Genomic DNA, 25221 nt, shown 5'->3' with positions numbered 1-25221 from the left:
GGCCCGGCGCAGCTCCAAACGATGCGCAAAGCGCCAACCTGGCCCTCTGAATCGAGCCAGACGGGAAGCCTGCTCCCGGCATGATTTCGCAATCTGGAAATCCGCGTCTACGCGGCAGCGGGCCACAATGTCGGGAATGACGGACAAGTCAGCTTGCGTCATGGCAGCCATCCGTCAGATCGAGATATCGGGCACGACATGCGGCGCGCAGAACGGCGCACTCGTCGTACTTCATGAGGTTTTCAAGAGCCGCCAAGATGAGGCTCAAACGGAAAGCCTCCTTGGCGTCGGATACGATGTGGAGGGTAGGGCGGATCATGGGATATCTCCTTTGTCGGCTTGGGAAACCGGCGCGGACGCCGGAAACCGAAGCCGACTAATCCGCGACCTGACGGGCCAATTCGGCATAAGGGTCGAACTCACGCCCAAGCCGGAATTCGTAGATGCCAGCGTCATGCTGGATGGTCTCGTGGGTGTCGTGGCCGCGCTGGTGAATGAGATCGGCTGGCACGTCGAGAATGGCGTAGAGAACGCGCATGCCAGCCGGAGGGTTCTTCGCCTCGAACACCTGCTTGCGATCCAACGTCATGACGTGATGGTGGCCGGTTTCAGAATGGCCGATGACGAAGTGGCCATTTTCGGGCTTGAGCGGCACGACATCCGCTGGGAGCGACGTGATCTTGCGAATGCTGATTTCGCCCTGTGCGGCGGTGTTCTTGAAGGTCTTCATTTTGGTATTTTCCTTTCGAGTTAGGTTCGGATTTCAGGGCGGATGAAGTCCGCAAGATGGACGCCCTGCATCCATGCTTGCGCAGCCAAAGCCGTTTCGGTTTCGGGAGGAACGCCAACGGCGAACTCGCGCCCGGTGCCGCATGTGACGCGACAGAAGCGAGCAGGGCGTGACAGGTCGGGCAGCGTCACTTCAACGAGTGTGCCGATCTGCGGATCACCATCAGCGTCGATGACCTTGGCGTTGAGTTCGCGAAGGATGCGAGCCCAGCCGACGATTTCGATTGCGGCGCGGCGCTGCTCGATATTGGTCCAGGTCAGCGCGATCTTGGCCGTGAGGCTTTGCTTGTCTTCGATCCACTCAGCCGGGATATTCACCCCATGCCAATGATAGAGGCTCCAGCCATCCCTCCAGCGGTGCGAAGGACCGCTTTCGCAATGGGCTCTGTTCTGATCGTCAACACGCAGGACTTCGGGGAAGTCCGAAACCATGCAGAATTCTTCGTGCATGACGCGGAAGCCGCCATGGATTGCCGCTTGCTCCCAAAAGGCGTAGCCGGCATGGCTGGTCAACTCCAGCCCGAGAATGTCGCGGCACGCTGTTAGGTAGCAGTCATAGCCCGCCCACATGTTGCCGCCTTGGTAGACGGTCCACCAGCGTTTCGCGCTCTCAATGCCGAGTTCGCCGGCCATATCATAGCAAGCGAGCGCAGCGAGCGAATCGTAGGTGGCGTCGTAGGTGGCGGCGTAGGTGGCGGCGTAGGTGGCGGCGCTGGTGGCGGCGTCGGTGGCGGCGCGGGTGGCGGCGCGGGTGGCGGCGCTGGTGGCGGCGTCGGTGGCGTTCTTCCGAGCATACCAGATCGCTGCTGACGCGCCGTAGGCAAACGCCATGACCACAGGCGAAGGAACGATAACGACGCGTGGCGCCTTTAGGTTAGCGGCAGCATAGATGCCTTCGATTGCCGGGATGATCTTGTCCGGCTCGATTGGCGCGGTACGCATGGCACGCGAAATCCAGAGCTTTGAATGCTCATCCATCAGAGATTTTTCGGCTGCGGTGATGCCGCCGTGGGCCTTGGTTTTCGTGCGAATGATTTTGGTCATGTCTCTTCCCTTTCGGTTGTGATTTCAGGCCGGCACGTCGATCGCGGCAACGAACAAGATCGATGCGATGACAAGCACGGCAATGATGCGAGGGTGATCAGCCAGCCAGTTGCAAACGTTCGTGAGAGCGTCGTCCATCACAGAGCCTCATCCGTCTCAGGATCGACTTCCAACAGATCAAGGTCTTCGGCAGGGATACCGCGCTTCAACTGGTCAAGCGCGAGTTGGCCGACGCGATAGTACCGGCCACCAGCGGCGACGGTGTATTCCGGGCCGAGAGTGCCGCCGAAAATCTTGGTGACAATGCGGAAGTCCGCGCTTTCTGCGATGACTTTGCGAAGGGCGGCGTTCATGGCGTTCTGTCCGGTTGATGGGGGTATTTGCTTTGGAGAGGTGCTATCCGCGCCTGAAGCCGATAAGCTTTCCGTCGTCGCCTTCTTGGCCGTCGAGAAAGTGCTTTCCACAACCGCAAGGGACATAGAGACTGCCAAGGACGGAGGACCGTACGGTCAGAACCTCATTCGCCTTGATGCAATCAAAGCCGCCATCAGCGATCAGCCTGTCACCGGCCTTCACGTCCGAATATTTCAGTGCTGCCGCGTTCATCTGTCGTTTCCCTTGTCTCTTGCCTATCGGCTTTGCGGGGTGAGGGCGGGGGTGAGGTGGCTTAGGAGGCGAGCGCGAGCGCCGCTGTTGTGTGGAAGCGGTCGGCGCCAGTGCGATATTTGTAGCCATAGAAGCCGTGGAGATCGGCGCCGTCCTCACCCACCGAAAACAGCGTCTCGATGGTCACAGTGCCGTCGCGGTGAAGCCGCTCGACGCGAGCGCGGAAGACGCATCCGTTCGTCCGGTAAAAAACCGTGTCACCCTTCTTGAGCTTTGTTGCGGTGTTCATCTGCGTCATCCCGTTTCGATGCCAGATCGGCTTGCGCTCGGCGCACATGCCTTCGGGGAATTCTCCAATGTTCATCACGCGACCGCCTTGAATTCGACGCCGAACGTGCCGGCGATCACAGCATCCAGATCGGCAAGGAAGGCGATGCGGCGGGCGTGCTGCTCTTCGCTGATCCAGGTCTTGCGCTTGGCAACCCACTGGCGCATCGCCCAAGCGGCGCCGCCGACCGTGGCGTTGACGCCCGAACCGAACTCGCGGCAGACCTTCGTGAAATCCGCAATGTCCGTATCGCCGCGCTCGCGCTTCATCGCGATCACGTCGCGGAGGAATTCAGGGTTGGTCTGGCGAAGCAGGCCGGGCTTGGTCGATAGGGCCGAAATCAGGCCGTCGCGGGTAAGGTCGAGGGAGTGGGTGTTCATTGCCGGTCCTCATCTGGTGTTGATGAGGAATTTAAGTCACACTGAAAAATCAGTCAAGCTGAAAAATCAGTGGGACTGAAAAAATTGTTCTGCCGCGATGAGCCACGGCCGAATCACGCGCAACAAAAAGCCCGCCGAAGCGGGCTGGTTGTGGATTGAAGGCGAGCGAGCAGGAGCCTCCTGGGCAAGGGAGGGGCGCTAGAGGATGCTGACCAAATAGGCGATCTCGCGCTGGTATCGCTGGGCGGATGAGTTCACCTGAAGTCTCTTGCCCTCGACGCTGTGAAAACTGCCGATCTTCAGTTTCGATATTGGGATGCTTTTGGCCCCGCTGATACGGCCAGCTGAAACGAAGTCGTCCGTTACAACGAAAGCGTCTGCAGGATCAGGGTAGTCGAATAGGGATGCGTGCTTCTCTGCGATCTCAATTGCGCGCTCAATATACATACGCGACGCGCGGTCTGGTGTGGCACGCAACTGGCTTTTGGAACCGACCATTGTCATCACGATAGCTGCGACGCGCGGCGCCGAACGACCGCCGGCCCGCTCGTTCCAGACGCCAAAGTCCTTCGTAGGGTTGTCCAAAAGGTCCAGCGTCAATTCGAGCGAATCAAGAGAATGCTCATCAACGCGAACGGGAATGATTACCGCGTCGGCAGCACACCACGCCAAGTGCGTGCCGCCAGCGTAAAACGGGCTCGTGTCGATCAGTATACCTTCAGCCTTCTTCTCGGCAGCTTCCCTATCCATCGCCGTCTTAAGGCTCTCGAGCAGCGATTTGACGGCCGAGATGTTCTTCTGCGCGTGCGCCGTCTGAAGCTGCTGATAGAGCATAGATGGGAAGGCGAACAGTTCTGCGTTCCCTGGCATCAAAAAGCTTGGCTTCGATGTCTTGAAAGAGTCGCAATAAGTGGACACGCGGTAAGACGCGTCACTAGGCGCGGTGCCGAAGGCCGGCCCCAGCAGGATTGGCTGGAGCGTTTCCATAACGGTCACTTCAGGATCTTGGTCCCGCATCAAGTTCTCAGTCAAGTTGCATTGAGCACACATGTCGGCGAGCAGGAGCGGGCGCTGCTGCGACAGTTCGTAAGCGAGATTGAACGTAATCGTTGATTTGCCGACGCCGCCGCGGAGCGTCGAGACCGCATACGAACGGTATCTCAAATCACCCGTCGAGACGTGCCCTTCTTCGACAGCTCGTTGGTGGTTCGCAAGAACCTTTTCGAGGGAGTTCATATTTCGATCCTTTGCTGGTCGGCTTGGCAACATGCAGGTGGTGCTGACCGACGTACAACATGCAGGTGGTGCGGGTCAATAAAAAAAGTGCAGGTGATCACCTATAACCTGCTCTACCTGCATGGGCTCGGCGCGCCAACTACCGTTGGCATTGTTCGCTTAGTCTCAAAGTGCCAATCACTCCTGAAGGTACTTGTCAGGAGCCTCGCTAGGCGGACACCGCGATCGCTCATTGACTCCGCGTCATAGGACAGCTTTCCTATCGGCCTAACCATAAGCTAAGGAGGCGAAATTGAGTGCTATGTACGTCGTCCAATCTTTCATCGCGGGTAAGCGTGGGCAGCTGCAGGCGGATAGTCCGATCCAGGCCAACAGCACAGCGCATGCTCGAGCGGTGGCGCAGCGTCTGGCTGTGCGCAAAGCTCTCGTTGTTGCGTTTCAGCGGGAAGGCGACCCGAAGACTGGGGAGTGGGAGGATGCCAAGCTGATCGACGCGTTCGGCGCGGTGCCGGACGAAGTTCGCGAGATGGAAAGGATCTGACCTGGGGAGGGGCCGATGGCCATCAGGCATCGGATCAAGCCGCGCTACAAAACGCGGAACGAACAGATAGTAGCCGACCTCCGCGATTTGGCCGGCGCCGGCCCGCCGATGGACCCCTACATGGTCATAAAACGCAAGGCCGCCGAAATATCAACAGCGATGGCCCTTCTTCATGGCGGAGAGTGGCAAGTGCAGATTGACCATACGATACCGTTGGTCCTCATCCGCCCCGTTTAGCCAAGGCAAGCTGGATCACACCGAAGGCCACATCGATATCCTTGCTGGTGAGTCCTTCGATCCGAGCGAGCATAGATAATATTTGCGCATCGCCGCGGATTACGTGAGGTGGCGTGGCGTCGATAGGCAGCAACAATTCGGCGGGCGTGCAGCCTAGAGCCTCAGCAATTGCAGACAGAGACTTGTCCGTGAATCCGTTTTTCTCCGCCTCGAGGTTGTGAATAGTCGTTGTGCTCATGCCCGCCTTGGCGGCCAATTCCTCTTGGCCCCAACCGCGCGCAACGCGTCGCTCTTTCACGGATGTTCGGACCGCAAGCCCGGGGATCGTTTTCTGCATTCTTAATGATCGCTGGCCACGAAGCGCCATTCCATAAAGCCCCACTGAAAAATCAGCTTGACTGAAATTTCAGTGGGGCTTAAATAGGCGCCATGGAAAAGCTGAAAGCATATCTGGCGGGAGAGCGCGGTCGGGCCACCAAACTTGCCGTAGCGATAGGCGTGTCTCCATCTGCGATATCGATGTGGGATCAAGTTCCGGCCGATCGCGTTGGGGCCGTCTCCAAGGCGACGGGTATCCCCCCTCATGAACTGCGATCTGACTTGGCGGACATATTTGGCGCCGTGCCGGAGCGCGCAGCATGACCGACATCACCGAAACTAGCCAGACAGTTGCCGCCGGCCAGCTCCGCGCCTTCATCGAGCGCATCGAGCGCGTCGAGGAGGAAATCAAAACGCTCAACGCCGATAAGTCCGAGATCTACAAGGAAGCGCGCGGCGTTGGCTTCGACGTGAAGGCTGTTCGCCAGTGTGTCGCAGCTCGCAAGCTCGACAGCGCCGAGCGCGAGGAGCGCAACGCGATATTCGACCTGTATTGGGAAGCTCTGACGGGGGCCTCTCGCGTGCACGTGCACGAGGAGCCGAAGAGCACCACCCCAAAATCTAAGGTCGCCAAGGCTTCCAGCGCGAAATCCGACGGTTTCGCCACCGCCCCTCACGACCCGGAAACCGGCGAGATCATTGAGCAGAATTCCGACGGCAAGGCGTCCGGTCGGATTGACCCCAGCGCAGGCCGCGTAAGTCCTCCGGCTCGCACCCATGAAAAGGGCAGCGGAAGCGCCAACACAGGAGGCGAAGATGTAACCGATGCCGACAATGCCAACACGTTCGACGGCCCGAGTAAGGGCAAAACCTCGCTGGCAGCGCGTGAGGGCGAAAAGTCGCTGCATTCCAATTCCGATGCCAATTCGTCCGATCTGACCTCCTCCCCAGAGACGACGGATAAGGCCGGGGCGGAACCTCCTCCCTCCGCTTCGGCCACCAATTCCAACCCTGTTGCAGCGTCCGCTTCCCCAGCCCTGGCTGCAACAGTGGAGGCCGGCGCCGATCCCCTCGCGGCGCCGGCCGATAATTCCGAGATACCTGACCACGCCACTTCGGGGGCTGCTGACGGCCAGCCCAGCAAACCAAACTCGGAAGCTGCTCGCGCAAAAAATGACGGTCCTCAGAAGGCCGTCGTTGGTCAGGACGGGCCTATACGGGGCCATTCCGAGCAAGCCGTCACCATTTCCGATGCCGATGTCCCGGCATTCCTCAAGAAGGCACCATCGCCGGCGCCCAATCCAGATTGCCAGAAGCCGCAGTCTTGCCGCTGGTCGCATAGCCAAGCCTCCTGCGCCAAATGCGCCAATGACGCCGCCGTGGCACGGCAGCGGGGGAGGGCAGCAGCATGAGCGGTCTTGCAATCTACCTCTACGCCGTAGGTTCGCTGCTAGCGGTCCAGTACGCCCATGAAATTGGCGACGGCCGACTATCCATCGGTACCGTCGTGCTCGCCATGTTTTGGCCGGTGATGATCCCCGTTGTTTGGTGCTGGGGCGTCATTCAGACCGTAATCGACGCGGTGCGGTCATGAGCGCGGCTTTCGTCATCATCTGCACGTCTGGCGGCACTTGGACCGCTCGCGATCCTCACACCGGCGCATTCGCCACCGGTGCCACTCGTTCCGAGGCTGAGGCGGAGTTGCGCCGCCTTATCGCCATCGCGAGGGAGGCAGCATGAACATTGTCGTTCGCCGCCCTCAATCTCGTCCGCGCGTCCAAGCCTGCAAGCAAGCGCGCGGCATCTCGTCTGTCCTGTTCTGTCCAAAACTCACTGTTTGTAATGTGTCTGTGGGGACCTTTCATGCTGCTCAATCCTACCTGGGACCGCCATCACGCGGGCTCCACGGTTATCCGCGAATTCGCCCCGATAGCTGGACTTCAATCCAGCATGGGGCACCACAGAATGTCTTCGACCTTCGACCACAAAACTTTGCGGCTCGACATGGACGGCTTTTGCCGGTTCGCGCGACGCGCCTTTCCGACGTCGACAGCGGCGCATCTTGCCAGCGTCGTCGGCGCGACGGTTTCAACTTGCGAGAAGTGGATATCAGGCCAGACCAGACCATCCGGCGAGCATCTCGCTTCGATGATCTCAGCCTTTGGTCCGGCCTTTCTCGCCGAAGCAGTTCCATCAACCCGCCAGTGGGCGGCGCCGATCATCGAGCGCGCCAGGCTGGCTGAAATCTCAAGGCAGCTTTCCGAGATCTTGGAGGCTGCGGAATGACCCATCACGAGGAGGACACGCATGCCTACCATCGACGAATTCACCGACTCTGAGATCAAGGAGGAGTACACCGAGAGATTTGGCGCGCCCGACGCGGACTTGAGTGACTTCTCGGCGGCGGATCTGGTCCACGAGTTGATCGAGCGCGATGCTATGCCTGATCCGGAAAGCCCGGATGAACTGGCAGAGATCGCCGACCTCGTTGCCGAGGCGGCGCGTACGTCGCCCCATGCGATTCGGGCTTACGGCCTCTTGTTCGACACCTATCCCGATCTGGGCTCGCTGAGCGGGCGGCAGAGGCTCATCGCCGGCCGGATGCAGGAGGCTGCATAATGCGCTTCACTGCTGAACGCGAGAAGATCCTCGCCGCACTGACATTCGTTGGAAAGTACGCGGCGCGCGGCCCCAAAATTCCCATCTTGGCGAACGTTAGGATCGACGCGTCCGATGGTGCAGTCACGGTGGTCGCGACCGATTGCGAACAATCAGCGCGCCAGATGTTCCCGTCAGCGATCGATCGGCCGGGCTCTGTGTGCTTGCCGGTCGAACTTCTGCGCAAGACCATTGATGCGTCTGCCGGTTCAGAAGTCTTTATCGACGCGGATGACAGGCAAGCACGTGTCGTGTGCGGTAAGCAGCGTTTTGTGCTTCCGGTCATGCCGGCATCAGACTTCCCGATTCTGCCCATGTTGGACAGCGAGAAGGGCGAAACCTTCACTCTGCCAGGCGAACTTCTGACCCGCGTGACAAAGGAGGTGGCGTTTGCGGTCATCGACCCGCGAGGGGCTTACTACCTCACTGGCGTGTCGTGGCGGTCGCAAAACGGGGCAGTCTACTTCTGCGCTACGGACACACATCGGTTGTCGATGCTCTCAGCGCCATGCAGCCGAATTTTCGATGTCATCGTTCCTCCTTTCGAGATACCGGCGTGGCAGGAGAACGTTGACGCAGTCGTGACCGAAACGTTCATCCGGCTGAGCTCTGGCACTCAAACTATCGCCTCGAAATTGATCGAGGCTACCTATCCAGAGGTTCGGAACCTTATCCCAGCCTCAACCCAAGCCATTCTTATAGATCGCGTCGAGTTTCTGGCGGCGGTCAAGCGAGCGGGCCTAGTTGCGAGTTCTGTGTTGATCATCGGCCGAGATGGCTTGGCGTCGTTTTCGGCGTCCTCTTCAGGGCAGAACGCTGATGACGAAGTCGCCTACGAAGGTGCTGATTTCCAGATTGTTTATGCAGTCGACCTTCTGGCCTCGGTGCTGTCTTCGTTCGATTGCGAGATGATCCGATTCGGCTTCGTTGCCCACGACGCAACGGGAGTTCTGACCGACCCGCGGGATGATACACGGGTCGCGCTCGCCTTCCCGCTCAGGGACGCCCGTGTGGTGCAGTACCTTCCAGCCATGGCTGCGGAGTAGGTAGGATGTCGATTGTCCCCGACTATTCCGCTTTTCTCTCGCGAAAGGCTCACGATGGCGCGGACGGCGGTTTCGAGCCGACGTTTATGCCGTCCCAGCTTTTCGACTTCCAGCAAGCGATGGTCGCCTATGCCGTAAGCAAGGGCAGGGCAGCGCTGTTCGAGGATTGCGGACTTGGCAAGACGGTCCAGGCGCTGGTCTGGGCGCAAAATGTCATCGAGCACACCAATCGGCCAGTCTTGTACCTCAACCCACTTGCGGTGGCGCCGCAGTCTGTTCGCGAGGCTGCAAAATTCGGCATCGAAGCCGCCCGTTCTAGCGATGGGTCTATCCCGGCAAAGCTGACGGTCACCAATTACGAACGCCTTGCCGCGTTCAATGCTTCGGACTTCGCCGGCGTCATTTGCGGCGAAAGTTCGATCCTCAAGTCCTTCGACGGATCTCGAAAGGCTGAGATCACGGATTTCATGCGCAAAGTGCCGTATCGGCTTTTGGAAACAGCTACTGCGGCGCCGAACGATTACATGGAGCTTGGCACTTCGTCCGAGGCCCTTGGGTACATGGGCTACATGGACATGCTCAACCGCTTTTTCAAAAACGACCAGAACAACAGCGCGACACGGCGCATGTACGGCGAGGCCCCGAAGTGGCGCTTCAAGGGGCATGCCGAATTGCCGTTCTGGCGCTGGGTATGTTCTTGGGCGCGCGCAATCCGGAAGCCTTCCGATCTCGGGTTTGATGACGGTCGGTTTGTCCTGCCGGCGCTGATCGAAAACGAGCATCTGGTTGAGGACAATAATTGCGCCAGCTGGCGGCTGTTCAACCCGCCCGCCTCCACGCTCCCGGAACAGCGTGAGGAAAAGAAGCGCACCATAAAGGCGCGCTGCGAGCGCGCCGCCGAGCTCGCAAGCCATGATCGGCCCGCTATCGTGTGGTGCCAATTCAATGAGGAAGCCGACTTGCTCGAGCGGATGATTCCCGGCGCCAAGCAGGTTTCGGGATCTCAATCAGACGACGTTAAGGAAGGGCGCCTCATGGACTTCGTTGATGGCGGGTTTCGGGTGCTCGTCACGAAGGCCAGGATCGCGGCGCTGGGGCTGAATTTCCAGCACTGCGCGCATGTCGTGGATTTTCCCTCGCACTCTTACGAGCAATATTATCAGGGCGTCCGGCGGTGCTGGCGCTTCGGCCAGACCAAGGAAGTCGTCGTCGACACGGTGATGACTGAGGGCGAGCGCAAGGTCATCGAAAACCGCAAGCGCAAAGCTGGGCAGGCTGAGGCTATGTTCGGAAACCTCATCTCCGAAATGAACAACTCGCTTTCGGTGACGATGGCGCATTCTTCCCTTAGAAAAATCGAGGTGCCGTCATGGCTGACGCCGATAGCGTAATCACCGACACGTACGCGATCTACAATGACGATTGCATCAATGTAATGCAGGATCTGCCGGCCCAATCGGTGCATGGAACAGTGTATTCCCCGCCCTTCGGCGGCCTGTACAATTATTCCAGCGATGAGCGCGACCTGTCGAATTGCCGGAACTACGACCAGTTCTTCGAGCACTATGAGTACGTGGTGCGAGAGGTCGAGAGGATCACGCTGCGGGGGCGTTGCTCTGCGGTTCACTGCATGGACGTCCCAACCGGCAATACCGGGTCTGACGCGTATATCGATTTCCCCGGAGACATCATCCGGATTCATCAGCGCATGGGTTTCGATTTCATCTGCCGACACGCGATCTGGAAAGAGCCGCTTTGGGTCCGCAACCGGACCATGCAAAAGAACCTGGCGCACAAAACCGCGGTCGACGACAGCGTCCACTGTGGAGTGGCATCAGCCGACTACCTCCTCATATTTCGGAAGCGAGGTGAAAACCCTGTTCCTGTGGCTCATCCAACGGGCTTTCTGGAGTATGCCGGCGACGACAGCAAAATGCCGGTCGATGTTCGGCGGCTTCGGGGGTTTAGCGGCGGTCAGAAGCAGAACAAATTCTCGCATTGGATATGGCGCCGGTACGCCTCGTCGATCTGGGATGACATCCGCATGGGACGTGTCCTCCCATATGTCGACGCGAAGGATCCCGACGATGAAAAGCATGTTCACCCGCTCCAGCTAGATGTGATCGACCGCTTTATTCAGATGCGGACCAATGAAAGGGAGACGATCCTCACCCCATTCATGGGGGTCGGTAGCGAAGTTTGGTCCGCGGTTACCAAGGGCCGGAAGGGCATAGGCGCCGATACCAAAGCGGCTTATTTTCGACAGGCCGTCCGCAATCTGGAGAACGCCAAACTTGGCGGGAACATTGCGGCGCCCGCCCAAGAGGGCATGTTCTCCATCGATCAGGACGCCGACGACGTCGAGGTTAGCGTGGCAGCATGACCAGCTACACTCGCTCCGACATTGAAAGGATCGCCGAACTCCTGAAAGAGGGCCTGGCGGCATCCGGCATCGCCAAGCGGTTTGGCGATGAACGTGGGATCGTATTCACGCGGAACGCGATCATCGGCATTGTCCGCCGAAACCAGACGCTGAGGAAGATCGGATTCGCCAACGCAACAGGCCCGCGCTCCGAGCGGCGGCCGCGCAAACAGTCGCTGCCAAAGATCCCGAAGGCAGCCCGTGCTCCCAAGCCTTCCGCGCCGCCTCGGGCAAAGGGCCGTGTAGCGGCCAGATATCCCGCGCCATACCAGCTTCCGGGTAGGTTATTCATCTCGGCGATCGAGGAGATCGACCGGGATGGCGAAGCGTTTCGCCTCAAATCCCCTTCGACAGGCCGACCGGCGATAGCCAGCCAGCCCCATTTCGCAGCAATACGATTCCTCGATTGCCTGCCCAACCGGTGCCGCGCGCCGCTGAGTTCCGACCTCGAGGAGAAAACCGGTCCGGACATGCTCTGCTGCGGGTTTCATGTCGAGTTCTGTAAGCCGTATTGCGCCTACCATGAGGCGCGGCTGACGAACCGCGAGCAGAACTTTCTGGCGGAGGCGGCATGAGATTCCTCAGTCTTTGCAGTGGCATCGAGGCGGCATCTGTCGCGTGGGCGCCAATGGGCTGGAAAGCCGCCGCGGTCGCCGAGATCGAAGCGTTTCCGTCTGCCGTTCTCGCGCACCACTATCCCGATGTCCCGAACCTTGGCGACATCACCAAATTCAAGGAGTGGCCTGACCTTGGGACAATTGACCTTATTTGTGGAGGCACCCCGTGCCAGTCCTTCTCGGTCGCTGGCCTTCGCAAGGGCCTTGCTGACCCAAGAGGAAACCTCAGCCTCACCTTCCTTGCAGTCGTTGATAAATTCCGGCCTCGCTACGTCATCTGGGAGAATGTGCCTGGCGTCCTGTCATCCGACGGAGGACGGGATTTCGCTGCCTTCCTCGGAGGCCTGGGGCAACTGGGGTACGGGTGGGCCTTCCGGGTGCTGGACGCGCAGCATGTCCGAGTGGACGGGTTCCCTCGTGCCGTCCCGCAACGACGCCGCCGTGTCTTCGTTGTCGGATATCTTGGAGACTGGCGACGTGCCGCAGCGGTACTTTCTGAGCCCGAAAGCGTGCTCGGGAATTCTCCGCCGCGCCGAGAAGCGGGGCAAGGAACTGCCACCGATGTTGTCTCAAGCCTTACAGCAAGTGGCCGGGGCGTAGAGCGCGCGGGAGAGACGCGCGGGCAGGATCCCGTAGTTGCTGTCGGGTATGGAGGCAATAACCAGCGTGGGCCGATTGAGGTGGCGACGGCGGTCAATGCTCACGGTGGCCCCCATGGCCGTCTTGATTTCGAAAGCGAGACCTTCATCACGCACCAAGTCTCGGAAACACTGACCAGCAACGGCGATGCGCATAGCGGCTTCCCGGAAGCCGCTGGACTGGTTGCGCACAGCCTTCGGCCCGAAGGCTTCGACGCCGGCGAGGATGGGACGGGGCGGGGGACGCCAATCGTGCCTATAGCCATTCAAGAGCGCGCCATATCCGACAACCCTAGCGCTGGTCCCGATGGCGTCGACGCCAGGCAAGACGGCGCCGCCTACACGCTCGAGGCGAGGCAGGTGACGCAAGCCGTAGCCTATGGCCTCTCAACGCAGCAGGAACCCAAATGGGCTGAAGACCTTAGCCCCACCTTGACGATCCCCAGCAAGTCAGGTGGCGGGCAGCCAACAGCTGTCGCCTTTGCCCAGAACAGCCGTGACGAAGTTAGGCTGCAAGATGGCGATGGGCAAATTGTCGGCGCTCTCGCAGCCGAACCTGGCATGAAGCAGACCACCTATGTGCAGCAAGGCTGGGCTGTCCGCCGGCTGATGCCTGTCGAATGCGAACGCCTGCAGGGCTTTCCTGATGGCTACACCGACGTTCCCTATCGCGGCAAGCCAGCCGCCGACGGCCCCAGGTACAAGGCGCTTGGAAACAGTTGGGCGGTCAACGTAGCTCGTTGGGTCGGGCGGCGCATCGAGATGGTCGAGCAGATCGCCGTCGAACCGCAGAAAGAGCGCGCCGCATGAAAGCGCTCGACTACGATCCATCCACAGCGGCCTATCTCCGCGACGCCCAGGCGCACGCTGCAATCGTTCTATGGGCGTCAGGGCAGTTCGATACGAAGGACATCGCCGACGCGTTGCGCTGCCGCGAGGACGCCGTCTATCGTACGCTTGCACTGGCCAAGGAAGGCGCTCGCGCCGATCGGAGGGCAGGGTAGTGAACGGCCTGCCTTACTATAAGCGATACCCGCGCGACTTCATCGAAGGCACGATCGGAATGCCGTTCGAGGTCAAGGCTGCATACGGGTTACTGCTCGACCTCATCTACATGCAGGGCGGCGCGCTCCCGGACAACGATCGGTACATCGCGGGGCTGCTCGGGCTGTCCGTTCGCAAGTGGAATGGCATCCGATCAGCCCTCATTTCGCTCGGAAAAATCTCCGTAAATGGCGCGGCAATTTCAAATTATCGCGCGATTATCGAGTTGGAAACTTTGAGATCGCACCGAGATAAACAGAGCGAAAACGCGCGATGCCCAAGGAAAAACAAAGGCTTAAAGCAGCCAAACGTAAGCCATACAGAACCAGATAACAGAATAGAAAAAGCTAACGCTTTTTCGGCGCGCGATGCGCGAAAAAAAACGGGTGAAGACGAGATCAGGAAGGTGTTCGCCAATGGCTGAACTTGTGCCACAGGATCAGTTCGACAAGCTGCCCGAGCGGTACAGGCGTCGCGCTCGGGAAATCGCTCGTCGTGTCAGTGAGATCGACGCCCTCACCAAGTCGTGCGAGCCGGGCGACATCGGTGCCGTGGTGCTGCGCATGTTTCGTCAGTTCCGCGATCAGCCCGGGATCGTTCATGCCGAGATGGCCGAGGCTTTCCGGGAAGCCTGCTGCGATCTACCTGGATGGTCGATATCCGAGGCCTGCAACGACTTCCTCGCCGGCCGCGTCGAAAATCACACCGGCCAGTTCATGCCGACGTGTGCCGAGTTCGCTAGGCGGGCGAGGGCGATCATGACGCCATTCCTGTCCGAACGGGCTGCGCTGCGAACTGAGGCATCGAAGCTGATCGAGCGCGCCACAGACGACCACAAGCGCCACTTGATCGAAATGGAACGGCAGGATCCTGCCGTCCGGAAACGTGTCGCTGCCTTGGCTGAGGCCGTCACCGCAGGCGCCGCAAGGCGCCAGGGCTTGCCGCACCTCGGCCTGAACGAAGCGGAGCAGCAGCGCATCGACGCGCTCAAGCGGCCACGGCAGGACGTTTCGAAGCTTGAGCAAACCAAAATCGTGAAAGGTCGGTCATGAGCAATTCAGCAAAGTGGTTCATCGCCAAGATCGGCCCCGGCGGCTCCCGCACGGCCAAGGATCGCATCGGTATTCCGGAAGAGCGGAAGGACGAGATCATCGCCGAGCGATCGATCCGCGACGAAGGTTTCCAGTGCTACTATCCGCGGATGCGCAAGGAGATCATCCATCACCGGACGAACGCGCGCATTGTGCGGCGCTTCCCGCTCTTCACCGGTTACATCTTCGTCTCGCTGCCGTCGGCGAATGGTGAGTACCTCAAGGACTGCGACGGGCTCGGCCGGCTGCTCAGCTATGATGGGGAGTTCGGGAAACCCTGGCAGGTGCCGACCGGCGATGTCGAACGCTACATGCGGGCCGAGGCCGAGCTCGAGTTCGATGACACGAAGGAATCGCGGATCAAGCGCAAGCTGGAAGGCAAGACCCGGAGGGAGACGATCCAGATGACGTTCCCGGAAGGCCAGGCGATCCGCGTCAAGCAGGACTGGCAGCATACGCATATGCTCGCTGGCTTCCATGGCGAGGTGGTCGGCGTCACCGGGCGCGGGACCGTCAAGAGCATGATCGAACTGTTCGGACGCCTGGTCGCGGCCGAGTTCGACGCCGACGATATCGAGCCATACGCGCGGCAGAACGCAGCATGAACATCGCTTGCGCTTTGGCCCAGATGATTTATCATCTCCGGTCAGGTGATTTGGCTGTTCTGTAGCGGACCTCCATCGGAGGGAATACTCGCCGGGCCATAGGGGAGAGCGTCACCGCTCCCCGTTTGCGAAGCGTTTTTGACTTATGGAACCGATGGCTTTTTAAGCGCCTTCATCCTCGCAACCAATGAAGTGTATTGGTAGACAGCTTTAAGGAGCTCCTTGGCCAAATCGATCGCGACCTCGATCTCTTCCGCCTCTATTGCATCATAAACTTGTGCTTCGATGTGTGCTGCGTCGTTTCCCAATAGCCTCAACTCATCTGCTGCTGCCAACAAATCGGGCGGCACGACGATGGTCGAGCTCAGCGCGGAAATCCTCGCCTTAAGATTATTTCCGGTTGCCGATTTGTCGTCGCATAGTTCTTCCAATACTCGTCGGACCATCAATGCTGCCGCTCGAAAGCACCCGGCACTATGGCATCGGATAGCCTCGTCAAGGCTTGACAGTATCTTGGGCGGTAAACTGCTAGCGTCGAAATCGATGACTTGCGGCGGAAATGACTCAATAAGCTTGCCTTTGAACAAGACGACGAAGATAAAACCTCTGCATTCTTCGTTTGGGCACTGTCGCATGCCAATCGCCGATCGGCCGACCGATACTGGCGCATTGTTGACCTTTTCAATATTTTCCCAGAGCACATCCTTTGCGGCATGAATTGAATGGAACGCGCCTTCGTGCCTGCATCGCGGGCAGCGGAGGTTTATTGTAGGCACGCTGTCCGTGGTGCTCGCGGAGCCAATTCTGACTGGATAAGTTGGCATTCTGTTCTACCCTCCCGGCTATCCCGTACCTAAAACATTATTGGTGCTCACAGACAAGCAGCGCCACATAGGAGCGCCAAACGGCGTCTGATCGCCCATGGCAAAGCCGACAATCCGAACACCTAAAAAAGAAGCGGCCTTCTTCGACACGCTTCGGGATGGTCAGTCGGTCACCGCGGCTTGCATCAACGCCGGGATTTCACGCACCGCCGCATACGAATGGCGCGATGCCGATGACGAATTCCGCAAGATGTGGGACGAAGCTGTCGACGAGGGAACCGACCGCCTCGAGGATGAAGCTCACCGCCGCGCCCGTGACGGGGTGCAGAAGCCAGTCTATCAAGGGGGCAAGCGTGTCGGTGAAATCCGTGAGTATTCGGACACCCTGACCATTTTCCTGCTCAAGGCCCGCCGTCCCGACAAGTTCAAGGACCGTGTGTCGACTGAGATTTCGGCGCCTGGCGGCGGACCAGTACAGGTAGAGGTATCCGCGCGTGAACGTATCGCTAGCCGTCTCGCTGGCCTCGCTGAGCGCCAAGGAAAGGGAAGCGGTTCTTAGTGACCTAACCGAAGCCGATCTCGCCGATCTGGAGTACGATTGGCAGTTCTGGGGTAGGCCTAACCAGCTGGCCCCCGTCGGCGACTGGCTCACATGGCTCGTCCTTGCTGGGCGAGGCTTCGGCAAAACCAGATGCGGCAGTGAGTGGGTTCGCAGCATTGCATGTGGCGCGACGCCGCTCTCCCGCGGCACACACGGCCGGATTGCTATCGTTGCCGAAACCGCAGCCGATGCTCGCGATGTCTTGGTAGAGGGTGACAGCGGAATACTCTCGGTTCACCCGGCCGATTTCCGGCCGCTCTACGAGCCGTCGAAACGTCGCCTGACCTGGCCGAATGGCGCGGTCGCAACACTGTACAACGCAGTCGAACCGGATCAGCTACGCGGTCCGCAGCATGATGCCGCATTTTGCGATGAACTCGCAAAATGGCGGTATGCTCGCGAAACCTGGGATCAGTTGCAGTTCGGCCTGCGCCTCGGCAATGCACCGAAACAGGTGATCACCACGACGCCCCGGCCGATCCCGGTGTTGAAGGAGATTTTGAACTCTCCCTCTACCGTCGTGACGAAGGGCAGCACGTTCGAAAACGCCGACAATCTGGCGCCATCGTTCCTCACTCAAGTGGTGGCGAAATACGAGGGCACAAGGCTCGGCCGCCAGGAACTAAACGCCGAGATCCTCGACGATCTTCCCGGCGCGCTGTGGACCCGCGATGCCATTGACAAGAACCGCGTCCGCGACTTCCCAGACCTGCAACGAGTTGTGGTTGCGGTCGACCCATCCGGCACTAAGGGGCAAAGCGATGACGGCGATGAGATCGGCATTGTCGTGGCCGGCAAGGGTGTTGATGGACGTGCTTATGTCTTGGCTGACAGGACATGCAAGCTATCTCCTGACGGCTGGGGGCGTCGATCTGTCGATGCATATCATGGCCGCTGGTCGCGGACGCCAGACAAGGTGAAGGCCGACAGGGTCGTGGCAGAGCGCAATTTCGGCGGTGCCATGGTTGAGCACGTCATCAAGACGATCGATCCAACGATTCCCTACAAGGAAGTGACCGCCAGCCGGGGCAAGGTGGCCAGGGCGGAACCGGTCGCGGCGCTCTATGAGCAAGGCAGGGTCAGTCATGTCGGTTCGATGCCAGAATTGGAAGATCAGATGTGCCTCATCGCACCGGAGGGCTATGTCGGCGAAGGCTCGCCCGACCGGGCCGACGCGCTCGTCTGGGCGCTGACTGAGCTGATGCTGGACGGCACGACATTCACGTTGGCGAATATCTGATGGCGAATGTCATTTCCATATTCAGGGATAGCCTGACCAATCTGGTCTCGCGCTTGGGTACGGACCGCGACAAGGCGGCCGGCAGCTATTACGGCTTGCCCATCCTCGATGACACCCAGCTACTCAACGCGTACCGCGGTGCCTGGTTGCCCAGGAAGATCGTCGACATCCCGGCCTTTGACAGCGTGCGGGCATGGCGCGACTGGCAGAGCGATGGCGACCAGATCGAGGACATCGAGACCGAGGAGAACCGGCTCAACGTCCGCGGCAAAGTGCTGGAAGCAAGGGTCAAGGCCCGTCTCTGGGGCGGAGCAGCCATCCATATCGGAGTGGGTGACCCGAACCTGGCAGAGCCATTGGAGGCCGCCAGGATCAAGAAATCGGGGATCAAATATCTGACGGTGCTGACGCGCCGCCAACTGTCCACGGGCGAGATCGATCGCGATCCAGGCTCGGAATGGTATGGCAAGCCGAAGGTCTACAACTTGACCGCGGGCACCGATGCGCAGGTGGCAATCCACCCGTCCCGCCTGGTGATCTTCGCCGGCAACGCCCAACCCGACGTGGACCTCGCCGCCTCGTCCGAACTGGTCTGGGGTGACAGCGTTCTCCTCTCGGTCATGGAGGCGATCAAACAGGCGGACAACACCTCGGCCAACATTGCGTCACTGGTGTTCGAGGCGAAGGTCGACATCATCCGCATTCCCAACTTCATGGCCTCACTCGCCAATGAGGACTACAAGCGCAAGATCCTCGAGCGCTACACCTTGGCGAACACCTCCAAGGGCATCAACGGCACGCTGATGCTCGACAAGGAGGAGGAATACGAGAGCAAGGCGACGTCTTTCGCGACCCTGCCTGACGTGCTGGACCGGTTCCTCCAGATCGTGTCCGGTGCAGCCGATATCCCGGCAACCCGTCTCCTTGGGCAGTCTCCGGCCGGCATGAATGCGACCGGAGAGAGCGATCTGCGCAACTATTACGATCGCCTTTCGGCCATGCAGCAGGTCGAGATGACGCCGGCGATGCATCGCTTGGATGAATGCCTGATCCGCTCGGCGACGGGCGCGCGCGACGCCAGCATCTATTACGAATGGGCGCCACTCTGGGGCATGTCGGAAACCGAGAAGGCCACGGTGTTCAAGGCCAAGGCGGACGCGGCCCGGGCTCTCGCCGGTGGCAATGGCCAAAGCCCGCTGTTGCCGATCGACGCCTTGAGCGAGGCGCTGGTCAACACCTTCGTCGAGGATGGCTCGTTGCCCGGCCTGGAAGCGGCGATAGAGACCTTCGGCACGCTGGCGGAGCAGGAGCCCAGCGAGGAAGAACTGGCCGCCGCGGCCGCAAATCAGAACGCAGATGTCCCGCCACAGCGGAAGGCAGCGAACGACGCCGAGCCGCGCACGCTCTATGTCCGTCGCGATGTCGTGAACGCCGCTGAGATCAAGGCTTGGGCACGTGAACAGGGCATCCCCGACTTGGTCCCGGACCTGCACGTCACCATCGTCTACAGCCGGACGCCCATCGACTGGATCAAGGCGGGTAATGCCTCGGAATGGGGACCGGCCAACAATGGCCAGCTTCTCATCCCGCCAGGCGGGCCGCGCGTGGTCGAGCCACTTGGCAACATGACCGCCGTGCTGATGTTCGCCTCATCGCAGCTTTGCTGGCGGCATGAGGAGATCGTCAGGGCAGGGGCGAGCCACGATTTCGAGGACTATCAGCCGCACATCAGCCTGACGAAGGCCGCGGTCGATCTGACCAAGATCGAACCCTACCGCGGCAAGATCGTTCTGGGGCCGGAAGTGTTCGAGGAAGTGAAGGAGACGTAGCCAAGAGGCATCACTTCCAGTGCGACTTGACGATGAGTTGCCATGAAATAGGGCTGGCATTTGGGTGCTGGTGATGGTTCTGCGGCGGTATTGTCTTGTCCGCCACGAACGTCGCACTCAAGCCACACCCGGTGCATCTGTAAATCCCAGAAATCGGTGTGTTTTGCCCGGGATGATGAATTGTATCGAACTCGGCACCGTTCTGCTGCGCGAGAAAGTTCGGATACTTATACCAAGCCATGAAGTCCTCCCAATAGATCCCAGTCTATTCAGGCATAGGACTGGACATTAGTCGAGGCCAACTCCCATGCAATTCACCGACAAAGTATCTGTCGCGGGAACGCGCCAGACCGCCGACGGCTACTTGGTCGCCACCGCGCGCGCTGTGCGCACTGGGATTCAGCTTTATGCCGGCCACGAGGTCGGCAAGCCGGACCAGGAGGTTGTGCGGGTCTATCGCGCCGCCGATCAGGTCTTTGCGCAGGACAGCCTGCAATCCTTCTCCCATGCTCCCATCACCGTTGATCATCCCGACGAGGGCGTCAGTGCCGAGAATTGGAAAGCCCTGTCAGTCGGCGAGGTGAGCACTGCCGCCAAGCAGGATGGCCAATGGGTGATGCTTCCGCTGATCCTCAAGGATGCCGCCGCGATCAAGTCGGTCGTGGATGGCAAGCGTGAGCTTTCAGCCGGCTACACCTGCGAGCTCGATTTTACGCCCGGTGTGACAGCCGACGGCGAGGCATATGACGCGCAGCAGCGCTCGATCAAGATCAACCACCTAGCGCTCGTTGATCGAGCCCGGGCCGGTTCAAAAGCTCGCATCGGCGACGGTGTGGGACCATGGGGCGCCGCCCCGATTTCAACCACTGACAAGGAGACCATCACCATGAGTGATGCACTTCGCACTGTGGTCGTGGACGGACTGTCGGTGACCACCACCGATCAGGGCGCCCAGGCCATTTCCAAGCTGCTGAAGGATCTGGAATCCTCGGCGGCCAAGCTGACCGCGCTGGCAACCGATCACGCCGCCGCCATCGCCGCCAAGGACAAGGACCTCGCCAAGAAGGACGCCGAAATCGACGGGCTGAAGGGCAAGGTGCTTTCCGATGCCGACCTCGACAAGCGTGTCGCGGCCCGTGCCGATCTCATCAGCAAGGCCAAGGCAATCGCCAAGGACGTCAAGACCGACGGTCTCAGCGATGCGGCCATCCGCAAGGCCGCCGTGTCGGCCAAGCTCGGCGACGCCGCAATCGCGGACAAGACCGACGCCTATATCGACGCCCGCTTCGACATCCTGGTCGAGGACGCAGTTAAGGATGCCGGCGGCGCCGATCAGTTCCGCACAGTGGTCGCTGGTGGTCTCAAGACTGTCGACACCGCGCCCGCCGCAACCGCTCACAAGGCCATGACCGACCATCTGTCGTCGGCATGGCAGATGAAGAAGGAGGCCTAAACGATGCCGGCCATTCAGACTACCTACAACGCCCAGCATGCCCGCTGGGTCGAGGGCATGGTCCTCGACATGGAGCCGTCCGTCGTCGTCTCGCGCGAGTGCGAGGACGCTGAGGGCATTGGCTTCGGTAAGGTCGCGGTGCAGGGCACTGGCGATCACCAGGTCGTCGACTCCGAGGCGACCGTCAAGTTCGTCGGCATCGCGGTGCTCGACGCCACGAAGCCCAACGGCAAGTACGAGCAGTACGACACCGGCGCCTTCATGAAGAAGGGCGTCATCGTCGTGCAGGCATCGGTCGCCGTCGCCGTCGGTGATCCCGTCTATTACGTCCCAGCGACCGGCGTTCTCACGAACGTCTCGACCTCCAACACCCTCATCGCCGGCGCGCAGTGGGACACCAGCACCGCCGGTGCCGGTCTCGCCGCACTGCGCCTCGGCTAACCAGGAGCGATCTCAATGAACGCACATAACATGCAGGACGCTCAGCAGGTTGCGATGAGCTTCCTTATCCGTCAGGCCTCGCTCATCGAGCCGACGGTCTACGCGATCCGCTACCAGGACATCCAGTATCCCACGCTGGTTCCGGTGGACACTTCGGCGCCGGAATGGATCCAGTCCGTCACCTACTTCTCGATGGACTCGGTCGGCCAGGCGCAGTGGTTCAACGGCAACGCCCACGACGTGCCCAAAGTCGAACTGACCCGCGAGAAGTTCGAGACGACCGTCTCCATGGCGGCGATCGGCTACGGGTACAATCTCGAAGAATTGGGCACGGCTCAGCTGCTCGGGATGAACCTGACGCCGGACAAGGCCAGCGCTGCCCGCCGTGTTGCGGAGGAGAAGATCGAGCAGGTCGCGTTCGTCGGCGACAGCGGCAAGGGCTTCACCGGCCTGGTCAACTCCTCGACCCCGACGGCAACAACGGCACCGGCGGACGGCACCGGCTCGGCCACGACCTTCGTGTCCAAGACGCCGGACCAAATCCTCCGCGACATCAACGGCCAGATCACCGGCATTTTCACCGGCACGCTGGGGGCGGAGATCGCCGACACGATCCTGTTGCCGTATTCCGTGCTGCTCGACATCTCGACGCGCCGCATCGATACGGTCAACCAGACCACGATCCTCGAATGGGTGATGAAGAACAACATCTACACCCTGACGACGGGTCAGCCGCTGACGATCCGCGGCATGTTCGGCTTCCTCGACACGGCCGGCGCCTCCAGCACCAAGCGCATGGTGGCCTATCGCCGCTCGCCGGAGGTGCTGAAGTTCCACATGCCGATGCCGTTCCGGTTCCTACCGGCATGGCAGACCGGGCCGATCAAATTCGACGTGCCCGGCATCTTCCGTCTCGGTGGCGTCGACATCCGCCGGCCGAAGTCGGTCCGCTACCTCGACGGCATCTAAGGAGGCGACCATGAAAGTCACCAACAACCAGGCAGGCCCGCGCGGCCTGAACACGCTCGACGGCGCCGTTCTGGTCGATCCCGGCCAGACTGTTGACGTCGACATGGCCGATGCTGAGATGAAGGTCGCCAAAGCGACTGGATGGTTCAGCTTCGGCGCAGCCAAGGCGGCTGATGAAGGCTCCCTCGACCGCGAGGACCTCAAGAAGCAGGCGGATGAACTCGGCATCGAGTATGCCCGGAACATCCCGACCGACAAGCTCAAGGAGCTTGTCGACGCCAAACTGGCGGAGTAACAGCGAATGGCCGGCTACGGATCAGATGCCGCTCTCATGGCGTATTGGGACGCGGCCGGCTATACCTATGCGGCGGATGCCCCGTTTGCAGCACTGAGGCAACGGGGCAGCGCCTATCTCGACGGGACTTATGGTCTCCGGTTCCCTGGCCAGCCGACTGGCGGATTGTCGCAGGAGCGGGAATGGCCGCGCACCGGTGCCACTGCCTACGGCACGGCATTGGCATCGGACTTGATCCCGGCCCGAGTTGAGCAGGCCAGCTATGAGGCCGCCTATATCGAATTGACCAAGCCTGGATCGCTGTCCATCAGCTTCGATCCATCCAAGAAGGTGAAGCGTCAGAAGGTTGAGGGGATCGAGCGCGAGTTCTTTGAACCCGGCGACAGCAGCAACATCTTCGCGCCTGACGCTCCGGTGTCTACCATCATTGAAGGGCTGCTCGCTCCACTGATCGGTCCGGTCTTCGGCCAGCCCGCCATCATGGTGGTGTGACGTGGGTTTTTACGACGAAATGGCCGAGATGGTCACCGAACTGCTCCAGTCGGACGCCGACGGCGGGCTCGGGCAGGGCATCGTCCAGTTGAAGCGCGAGACGCCCGGCGTTCCCGACCCAGACCAGCTATGGGTGCCGGTCGAGCCGTCGGTTGAGACGTGGCCACTCGAGGCTGTGGTCCGACGCGTTTCGCAGAAATACGTCGATGGCACACTCATCGTGGCGACAGACAACCAGGTCACGTTCGCCGTGCCGGAAGTCGTGCCAGCCATGACCGATCTGCTCGTAATCGACGGTGTTGAACTGGCGATGAAAGACCTGCGGCCAATACCGCCGGCCGGGACTGTGGTCGCGTATATCGCTTTCGTGGCGGGCTGATAGATGCTCGTCCGTCTCACCCCGCGTCAGCGCTTCGAAATCCTCGTCAGCCAGTTCGAGCCAGCCGTTCGTGCTGCCTTTATCGAAGCGATCGACGACATCACCTCCAACATCGTCCTGCGCCGGATCGTAGAGAGGCTTGAGCGCGGCGACATCAATGGCGCGGTCAACGCCATGAACCTCGACCCGGCCGCCTTCCGGCCATTGGATGAGGCGATCCGGGCGGCTTTCAACGGCGGCGGGGTTGCGACTGTCGATCAATTCCCGACCCTTCGCGATCCGTCAGGCCATCGTATCGTGGTCCGCTGGGATGCGAGGAATGTCGGCGCCGAGCAATGGCTACAGACGCATTCGAGCCAGTTGATAACCGGCATCGTCCAGGATCAGCAGATCGCGATAAGGACGGCGCTGGAGACAGGGCTTGCCCGGGGCGACAACCCGACCAAGACGGCTGTCTCTGTGGTCGGCAGGGTCAGCACCATTACCGGTCGCCGCGAAGGTGCCATCATCGGCCTAACCGGCCCGCAATCATCATTCGTCGCCACGGCGCGCGACGAGCTGCTCTCCGGCGACCCGGCGCAGATGCGGAATTACCTCGAGCGGACGCGGCGCGACAAGCGGTTCGACAAGACTGTTCTGGCCGCGATCGAAGCGTGGAAACCAGTTCCGGCCGCACTGGTCGATCGGATCACCGGTCGGTACGCGGACAGTTTGCTGAAGCTCCGCGCCGACACGATCGGTCTGCATGAAACCTTCGCAGCCCTCGGCGCCTCGAAAGACATCGCCTTTCGCCAGCAAATGGAGAAGGGCAACCTTCAGGCGCAGCACGTCACAAAAGGCTGGAAGCACACGCCGCAGAAGCACGGCAGGGAACAGCACGAGGCCATGCAAGGGCAGGTAGTGCCGTTCGATCAGTCGTTTACCGCGCCCGATGGGACTTCGATCCCATATCCGCATGCGCCCGGCGTCCCGACCAGGCACACGCTCGGATGCAAGTGTTTCTGCGAATACCGCATCTCGTTCATTGACCAACTGGAGAGCAAATTCCGCGCTGACCGCGCTTAACGCAACCTTCTGAACATGCTATAAAAACGGGCC

Annotated in this window: 36 protein-coding genes and 1 pseudogene; 26 read left to right on the top strand and 11 right to left on the bottom strand. The window is 60.4% G+C overall.

The features are described 5' to 3' along the window. Positions 1–148 precede the first annotated feature (148 nt). The 8 genes from FJ967_RS33310 to FJ967_RS09025 all read right to left on the bottom strand — a co-directional run bounded on the left by FJ967_RS33310 (position 149) and on the right by FJ967_RS09025 (position 4383). On the bottom strand, positions 149–319 hold the full coding sequence (locus FJ967_RS33310) for a hypothetical protein (protein ID WP_181175722.1): 171 nt from the start codon (positions 317–319) through the stop codon (positions 149–151). 57 nt (positions 320–376) lie between these two features. Further along, positions 377–730, bottom strand: a complete 354-nt coding sequence (locus FJ967_RS09060) for a hypothetical protein (RefSeq protein ID WP_140731363.1) — start codon at positions 728–730, stop codon at positions 377–379. A gap of 20 nt (positions 731–750) precedes the next feature. Continuing rightward, a complete protein-coding gene (locus tag FJ967_RS33305) occupies positions 751–1833 on the bottom strand; it encodes a DUF6745 domain-containing protein (RefSeq protein ID WP_181175721.1) in 1083 nt (360 codons plus the stop codon). Positions 1834–1970: 137 nt separating this feature from the next. Next, the gene (locus FJ967_RS09045; protein ID WP_140731361.1) at positions 1971–2186 is read right to left on the bottom strand and encodes a hypothetical protein; all 216 of its coding nucleotides are present in this window, start codon (positions 2184–2186) and stop codon (positions 1971–1973) included. 43 nt (positions 2187–2229) lie between these two features. Then, on the bottom strand, positions 2230–2439 hold the full coding sequence (locus FJ967_RS09040) for a hypothetical protein (RefSeq protein WP_140731360.1): 210 nt from the start codon (positions 2437–2439) through the stop codon (positions 2230–2232). 61 nt (positions 2440–2500) lie between these two features. Continuing rightward, positions 2501–2803: a hypothetical protein gene (locus tag FJ967_RS09035; RefSeq protein ID WP_181175720.1), complete on the bottom strand. Its 303-nt coding sequence runs from the start codon at positions 2801–2803 to the stop codon at positions 2501–2503. Next, positions 2803–3147 carry a hypothetical protein gene (locus FJ967_RS09030; RefSeq protein ID WP_140731358.1) on the bottom strand — a complete coding sequence of 115 codons (345 nt, stop codon included), beginning with the start codon at positions 3145–3147 and terminating at the stop codon, positions 2803–2805. Before FJ967_RS09030 ends, FJ967_RS09035 begins: the two co-directional genes overlap by 1 nt. A gap of 198 nt (positions 3148–3345) precedes the next feature. Continuing rightward, a complete protein-coding gene (locus FJ967_RS09025; protein ID WP_140731357.1) occupies positions 3346–4383 on the bottom strand; it encodes a ParA family protein in 1038 nt (345 codons plus the stop codon). 301 nt (positions 4384–4684) lie between these two features. Here FJ967_RS09025 and FJ967_RS09020 point away from each other — a divergent pair, with 301 nt between their 5' ends. Beyond that, positions 4685–4924, top strand: coding sequence for a hypothetical protein (locus FJ967_RS09020; RefSeq protein WP_140731485.1), 240 nt, complete (start codon positions 4685–4687; stop codon positions 4922–4924). Positions 4925–4939: 15 nt separating this feature from the next. Then, positions 4940–5161 (top strand): hypothetical protein, encoded by a 222-nt coding sequence (locus tag FJ967_RS09015; RefSeq protein ID WP_140731356.1) that lies wholly within the window; start codon positions 4940–4942, stop codon positions 5159–5161. Here the strand turns inward: FJ967_RS09015 and FJ967_RS09010 are convergent. Then, positions 5145–5498 (bottom strand): helix-turn-helix transcriptional regulator, encoded by a 354-nt coding sequence (locus FJ967_RS09010; RefSeq protein ID WP_181175719.1) that lies wholly within the window; start codon positions 5496–5498, stop codon positions 5145–5147. The genes FJ967_RS09015 and FJ967_RS09010 overlap by 17 nt on opposite strands. A gap of 92 nt (positions 5499–5590) precedes the next feature. On the opposite strand from FJ967_RS09010, the gene FJ967_RS33935 reads away from it, so the two are divergent. The 14 genes and pseudogenes from FJ967_RS33935 (at position 5591) to FJ967_RS08945 (ending at position 15600) form a co-directional block, all read left to right on the top strand. After that, positions 5591–5803, top strand: coding sequence for a YdaS family helix-turn-helix protein (locus FJ967_RS33935; RefSeq protein WP_140731354.1), 213 nt, complete (start codon positions 5591–5593; stop codon positions 5801–5803). Beyond that, positions 5800–6045, top strand: a pseudogene (locus tag FJ967_RS33680) (DUF2312 domain-containing protein); the annotation flags it as partial. The gene FJ967_RS33935 and the pseudogene FJ967_RS33680, both read left to right, overlap by 4 nt. 842 nt (positions 6046–6887) lie before the next feature. Continuing rightward, complete coding sequence (locus FJ967_RS08995; RefSeq protein WP_140731352.1) at positions 6888–7073, top strand: hypothetical protein; 186 nt, start codon at positions 6888–6890, stop codon at positions 7071–7073. Between the two features lie 149 nt (positions 7074–7222). Beyond that, a complete protein-coding gene (locus tag FJ967_RS08990) occupies positions 7223–7765 on the top strand; it encodes a helix-turn-helix transcriptional regulator (RefSeq protein WP_140731351.1) in 543 nt (180 codons plus the stop codon). A gap of 21 nt (positions 7766–7786) precedes the next feature. After that, positions 7787–8098: a hypothetical protein gene (locus tag FJ967_RS08985; RefSeq protein WP_140731350.1), complete on the top strand. Its 312-nt coding sequence runs from the start codon at positions 7787–7789 to the stop codon at positions 8096–8098. Further along, on the top strand, positions 8098–9183 hold the full coding sequence (gene dnaN / locus FJ967_RS08980) for a DNA polymerase III subunit beta (RefSeq protein ID WP_140731349.1): 1086 nt from the start codon (positions 8098–8100) through the stop codon (positions 9181–9183). The genes FJ967_RS08985 and dnaN overlap by 1 nt, the downstream gene beginning before the upstream one ends. Positions 9184–9188: 5 nt before the next feature. Next, positions 9189–10574: a DEAD/DEAH box helicase gene (locus FJ967_RS08975; protein WP_140731348.1), complete on the top strand. Its 1386-nt coding sequence runs from the start codon at positions 9189–9191 to the stop codon at positions 10572–10574. Then, positions 10553–11566 (top strand): DNA methyltransferase, encoded by a 1014-nt coding sequence (locus tag FJ967_RS08970; RefSeq protein ID WP_140731347.1) that lies wholly within the window; start codon positions 10553–10555, stop codon positions 11564–11566. The genes FJ967_RS08975 and FJ967_RS08970 overlap by 22 nt, the downstream gene beginning before the upstream one ends. After that, on the top strand, positions 11563–12180 hold the full coding sequence (locus FJ967_RS08965; protein ID WP_140731346.1) for a GcrA family cell cycle regulator: 618 nt from the start codon (positions 11563–11565) through the stop codon (positions 12178–12180). The genes FJ967_RS08970 and FJ967_RS08965 overlap by 4 nt, the downstream gene beginning before the upstream one ends. After that, on the top strand, positions 12177–13670 hold the full coding sequence (gene dcm / locus FJ967_RS08960) for a DNA (cytosine-5-)-methyltransferase (RefSeq protein ID WP_140731345.1): 1494 nt from the start codon (positions 12177–12179) through the stop codon (positions 13668–13670). The genes FJ967_RS08965 and dcm overlap by 4 nt, the downstream gene beginning before the upstream one ends. Next, on the top strand, positions 13667–13864 hold the full coding sequence (locus FJ967_RS33300; RefSeq protein ID WP_181175718.1) for a hypothetical protein: 198 nt from the start codon (positions 13667–13669) through the stop codon (positions 13862–13864). Before dcm ends, FJ967_RS33300 begins: the two co-directional genes overlap by 4 nt. Continuing rightward, complete coding sequence (locus FJ967_RS08955; RefSeq protein WP_181175717.1) at positions 13864–14328, top strand: DUF1376 domain-containing protein; 465 nt, start codon at positions 13864–13866, stop codon at positions 14326–14328. Before FJ967_RS33300 ends, FJ967_RS08955 begins: the two co-directional genes overlap by 1 nt. Beyond that, the gene (locus FJ967_RS08950) at positions 14321–14956 is read left to right on the top strand and encodes a hypothetical protein (RefSeq protein WP_140731343.1); all 636 of its coding nucleotides are present in this window, start codon (positions 14321–14323) and stop codon (positions 14954–14956) included. The genes FJ967_RS08955 and FJ967_RS08950 overlap by 8 nt, the downstream gene beginning before the upstream one ends. Continuing rightward, positions 14953–15600: a transcription termination/antitermination NusG family protein gene (locus tag FJ967_RS08945; RefSeq protein ID WP_140731342.1), complete on the top strand. Its 648-nt coding sequence runs from the start codon at positions 14953–14955 to the stop codon at positions 15598–15600. The genes FJ967_RS08950 and FJ967_RS08945 overlap by 4 nt, the downstream gene beginning before the upstream one ends. Before the next feature lie 143 nt (positions 15601–15743). On the opposite strand, the gene FJ967_RS08940 is transcribed toward FJ967_RS08945, so the two are convergent. Continuing rightward, positions 15744–16424 (bottom strand): DUF4145 domain-containing protein, encoded by a 681-nt coding sequence (locus FJ967_RS08940; RefSeq protein WP_140731341.1) that lies wholly within the window; start codon positions 16422–16424, stop codon positions 15744–15746. Between the two features lie 97 nt (positions 16425–16521). On the opposite strand from FJ967_RS08940, the gene FJ967_RS08935 reads away from it, so the two are divergent. Genes FJ967_RS08935 through FJ967_RS08925 form a run of 3 tightly spaced genes read left to right on the top strand, consistent with a single transcriptional unit; the run spans position 16522 to position 20094 of the window. Beyond that, positions 16522–16983: a terminase gene (locus tag FJ967_RS08935; RefSeq protein WP_140731340.1), complete on the top strand. Its 462-nt coding sequence runs from the start codon at positions 16522–16524 to the stop codon at positions 16981–16983. Further along, positions 16919–18265: a terminase family protein gene (locus FJ967_RS08930; protein ID WP_210243570.1), complete on the top strand. Its 1347-nt coding sequence runs from the start codon at positions 16919–16921 to the stop codon at positions 18263–18265. The genes FJ967_RS08935 and FJ967_RS08930 overlap by 65 nt, the downstream gene beginning before the upstream one ends. Continuing rightward, positions 18265–20094: a phage portal protein gene (locus FJ967_RS08925; protein ID WP_140731339.1), complete on the top strand. Its 1830-nt coding sequence runs from the start codon at positions 18265–18267 to the stop codon at positions 20092–20094. The genes FJ967_RS08930 and FJ967_RS08925 overlap by 1 nt, the downstream gene beginning before the upstream one ends. A 10-nt stretch (positions 20095–20104) precedes the next feature. Here the strand turns inward: FJ967_RS08925 and FJ967_RS08920 are convergent, their stop codons facing one another. Next, complete coding sequence (locus FJ967_RS08920) at positions 20105–20335, bottom strand: hypothetical protein (RefSeq protein ID WP_140731338.1); 231 nt, start codon at positions 20333–20335, stop codon at positions 20105–20107. A 66-nt stretch (positions 20336–20401) separates the two neighbouring features. Here FJ967_RS08920 and FJ967_RS08915 point away from each other — a divergent pair, with 66 nt between their 5' ends. The 7 genes from FJ967_RS08915 to FJ967_RS08885 are packed head-to-tail and all read left to right on the top strand — an operon-like array spanning position 20402 to position 25188. Further along, complete coding sequence (locus tag FJ967_RS08915; protein ID WP_140731337.1) at positions 20402–21547, top strand: DUF2213 domain-containing protein; 1146 nt, start codon at positions 20402–20404, stop codon at positions 21545–21547. A 3-nt stretch (positions 21548–21550) separates the two neighbouring features. Then, complete coding sequence (locus FJ967_RS08910; protein ID WP_140731336.1) at positions 21551–21988, top strand: capsid cement protein; 438 nt, start codon at positions 21551–21553, stop codon at positions 21986–21988. A 15-nt stretch (positions 21989–22003) separates the two neighbouring features. Next, positions 22004–22957, top strand: a complete 954-nt coding sequence (locus FJ967_RS08905) for a major capsid family protein (protein ID WP_140731335.1) — start codon at positions 22004–22006, stop codon at positions 22955–22957. 10 nt (positions 22958–22967) lie between these two features. Then, entirely contained in the window at positions 22968–23252 is a 285-nt protein-coding gene (locus FJ967_RS08900; RefSeq protein ID WP_140731334.1) for a hypothetical protein, read from the top strand. A gap of 6 nt (positions 23253–23258) precedes the next feature. Then, entirely contained in the window at positions 23259–23744 is a 486-nt protein-coding gene (locus tag FJ967_RS08895; RefSeq protein ID WP_140731333.1) for a DnaT-like ssDNA-binding protein, read from the top strand. Position 23745: 1 nt separating this feature from the next. Beyond that, on the top strand, positions 23746–24123 hold the full coding sequence (locus tag FJ967_RS08890; RefSeq protein ID WP_246675226.1) for a hypothetical protein: 378 nt from the start codon (positions 23746–23748) through the stop codon (positions 24121–24123). Between the two features lie 3 nt (positions 24124–24126). Beyond that, a complete protein-coding gene (locus tag FJ967_RS08885; protein WP_140731332.1) occupies positions 24127–25188 on the top strand; it encodes a head morphogenesis protein in 1062 nt (353 codons plus the stop codon). The last annotated feature ends 33 nt before the right edge of the window (positions 25189–25221 follow it).

This window comes from Mesorhizobium sp. B2-3-4 (genome assembly GCF_006442315.1).
GTDB lineage: Bacteria > Pseudomonadota > Alphaproteobacteria > Rhizobiales > Rhizobiaceae > Mesorhizobium.
Note: the sequence above shows the minus strand (reverse complement) of the source record. Positions and strands in the feature narration are given on the sequence as shown.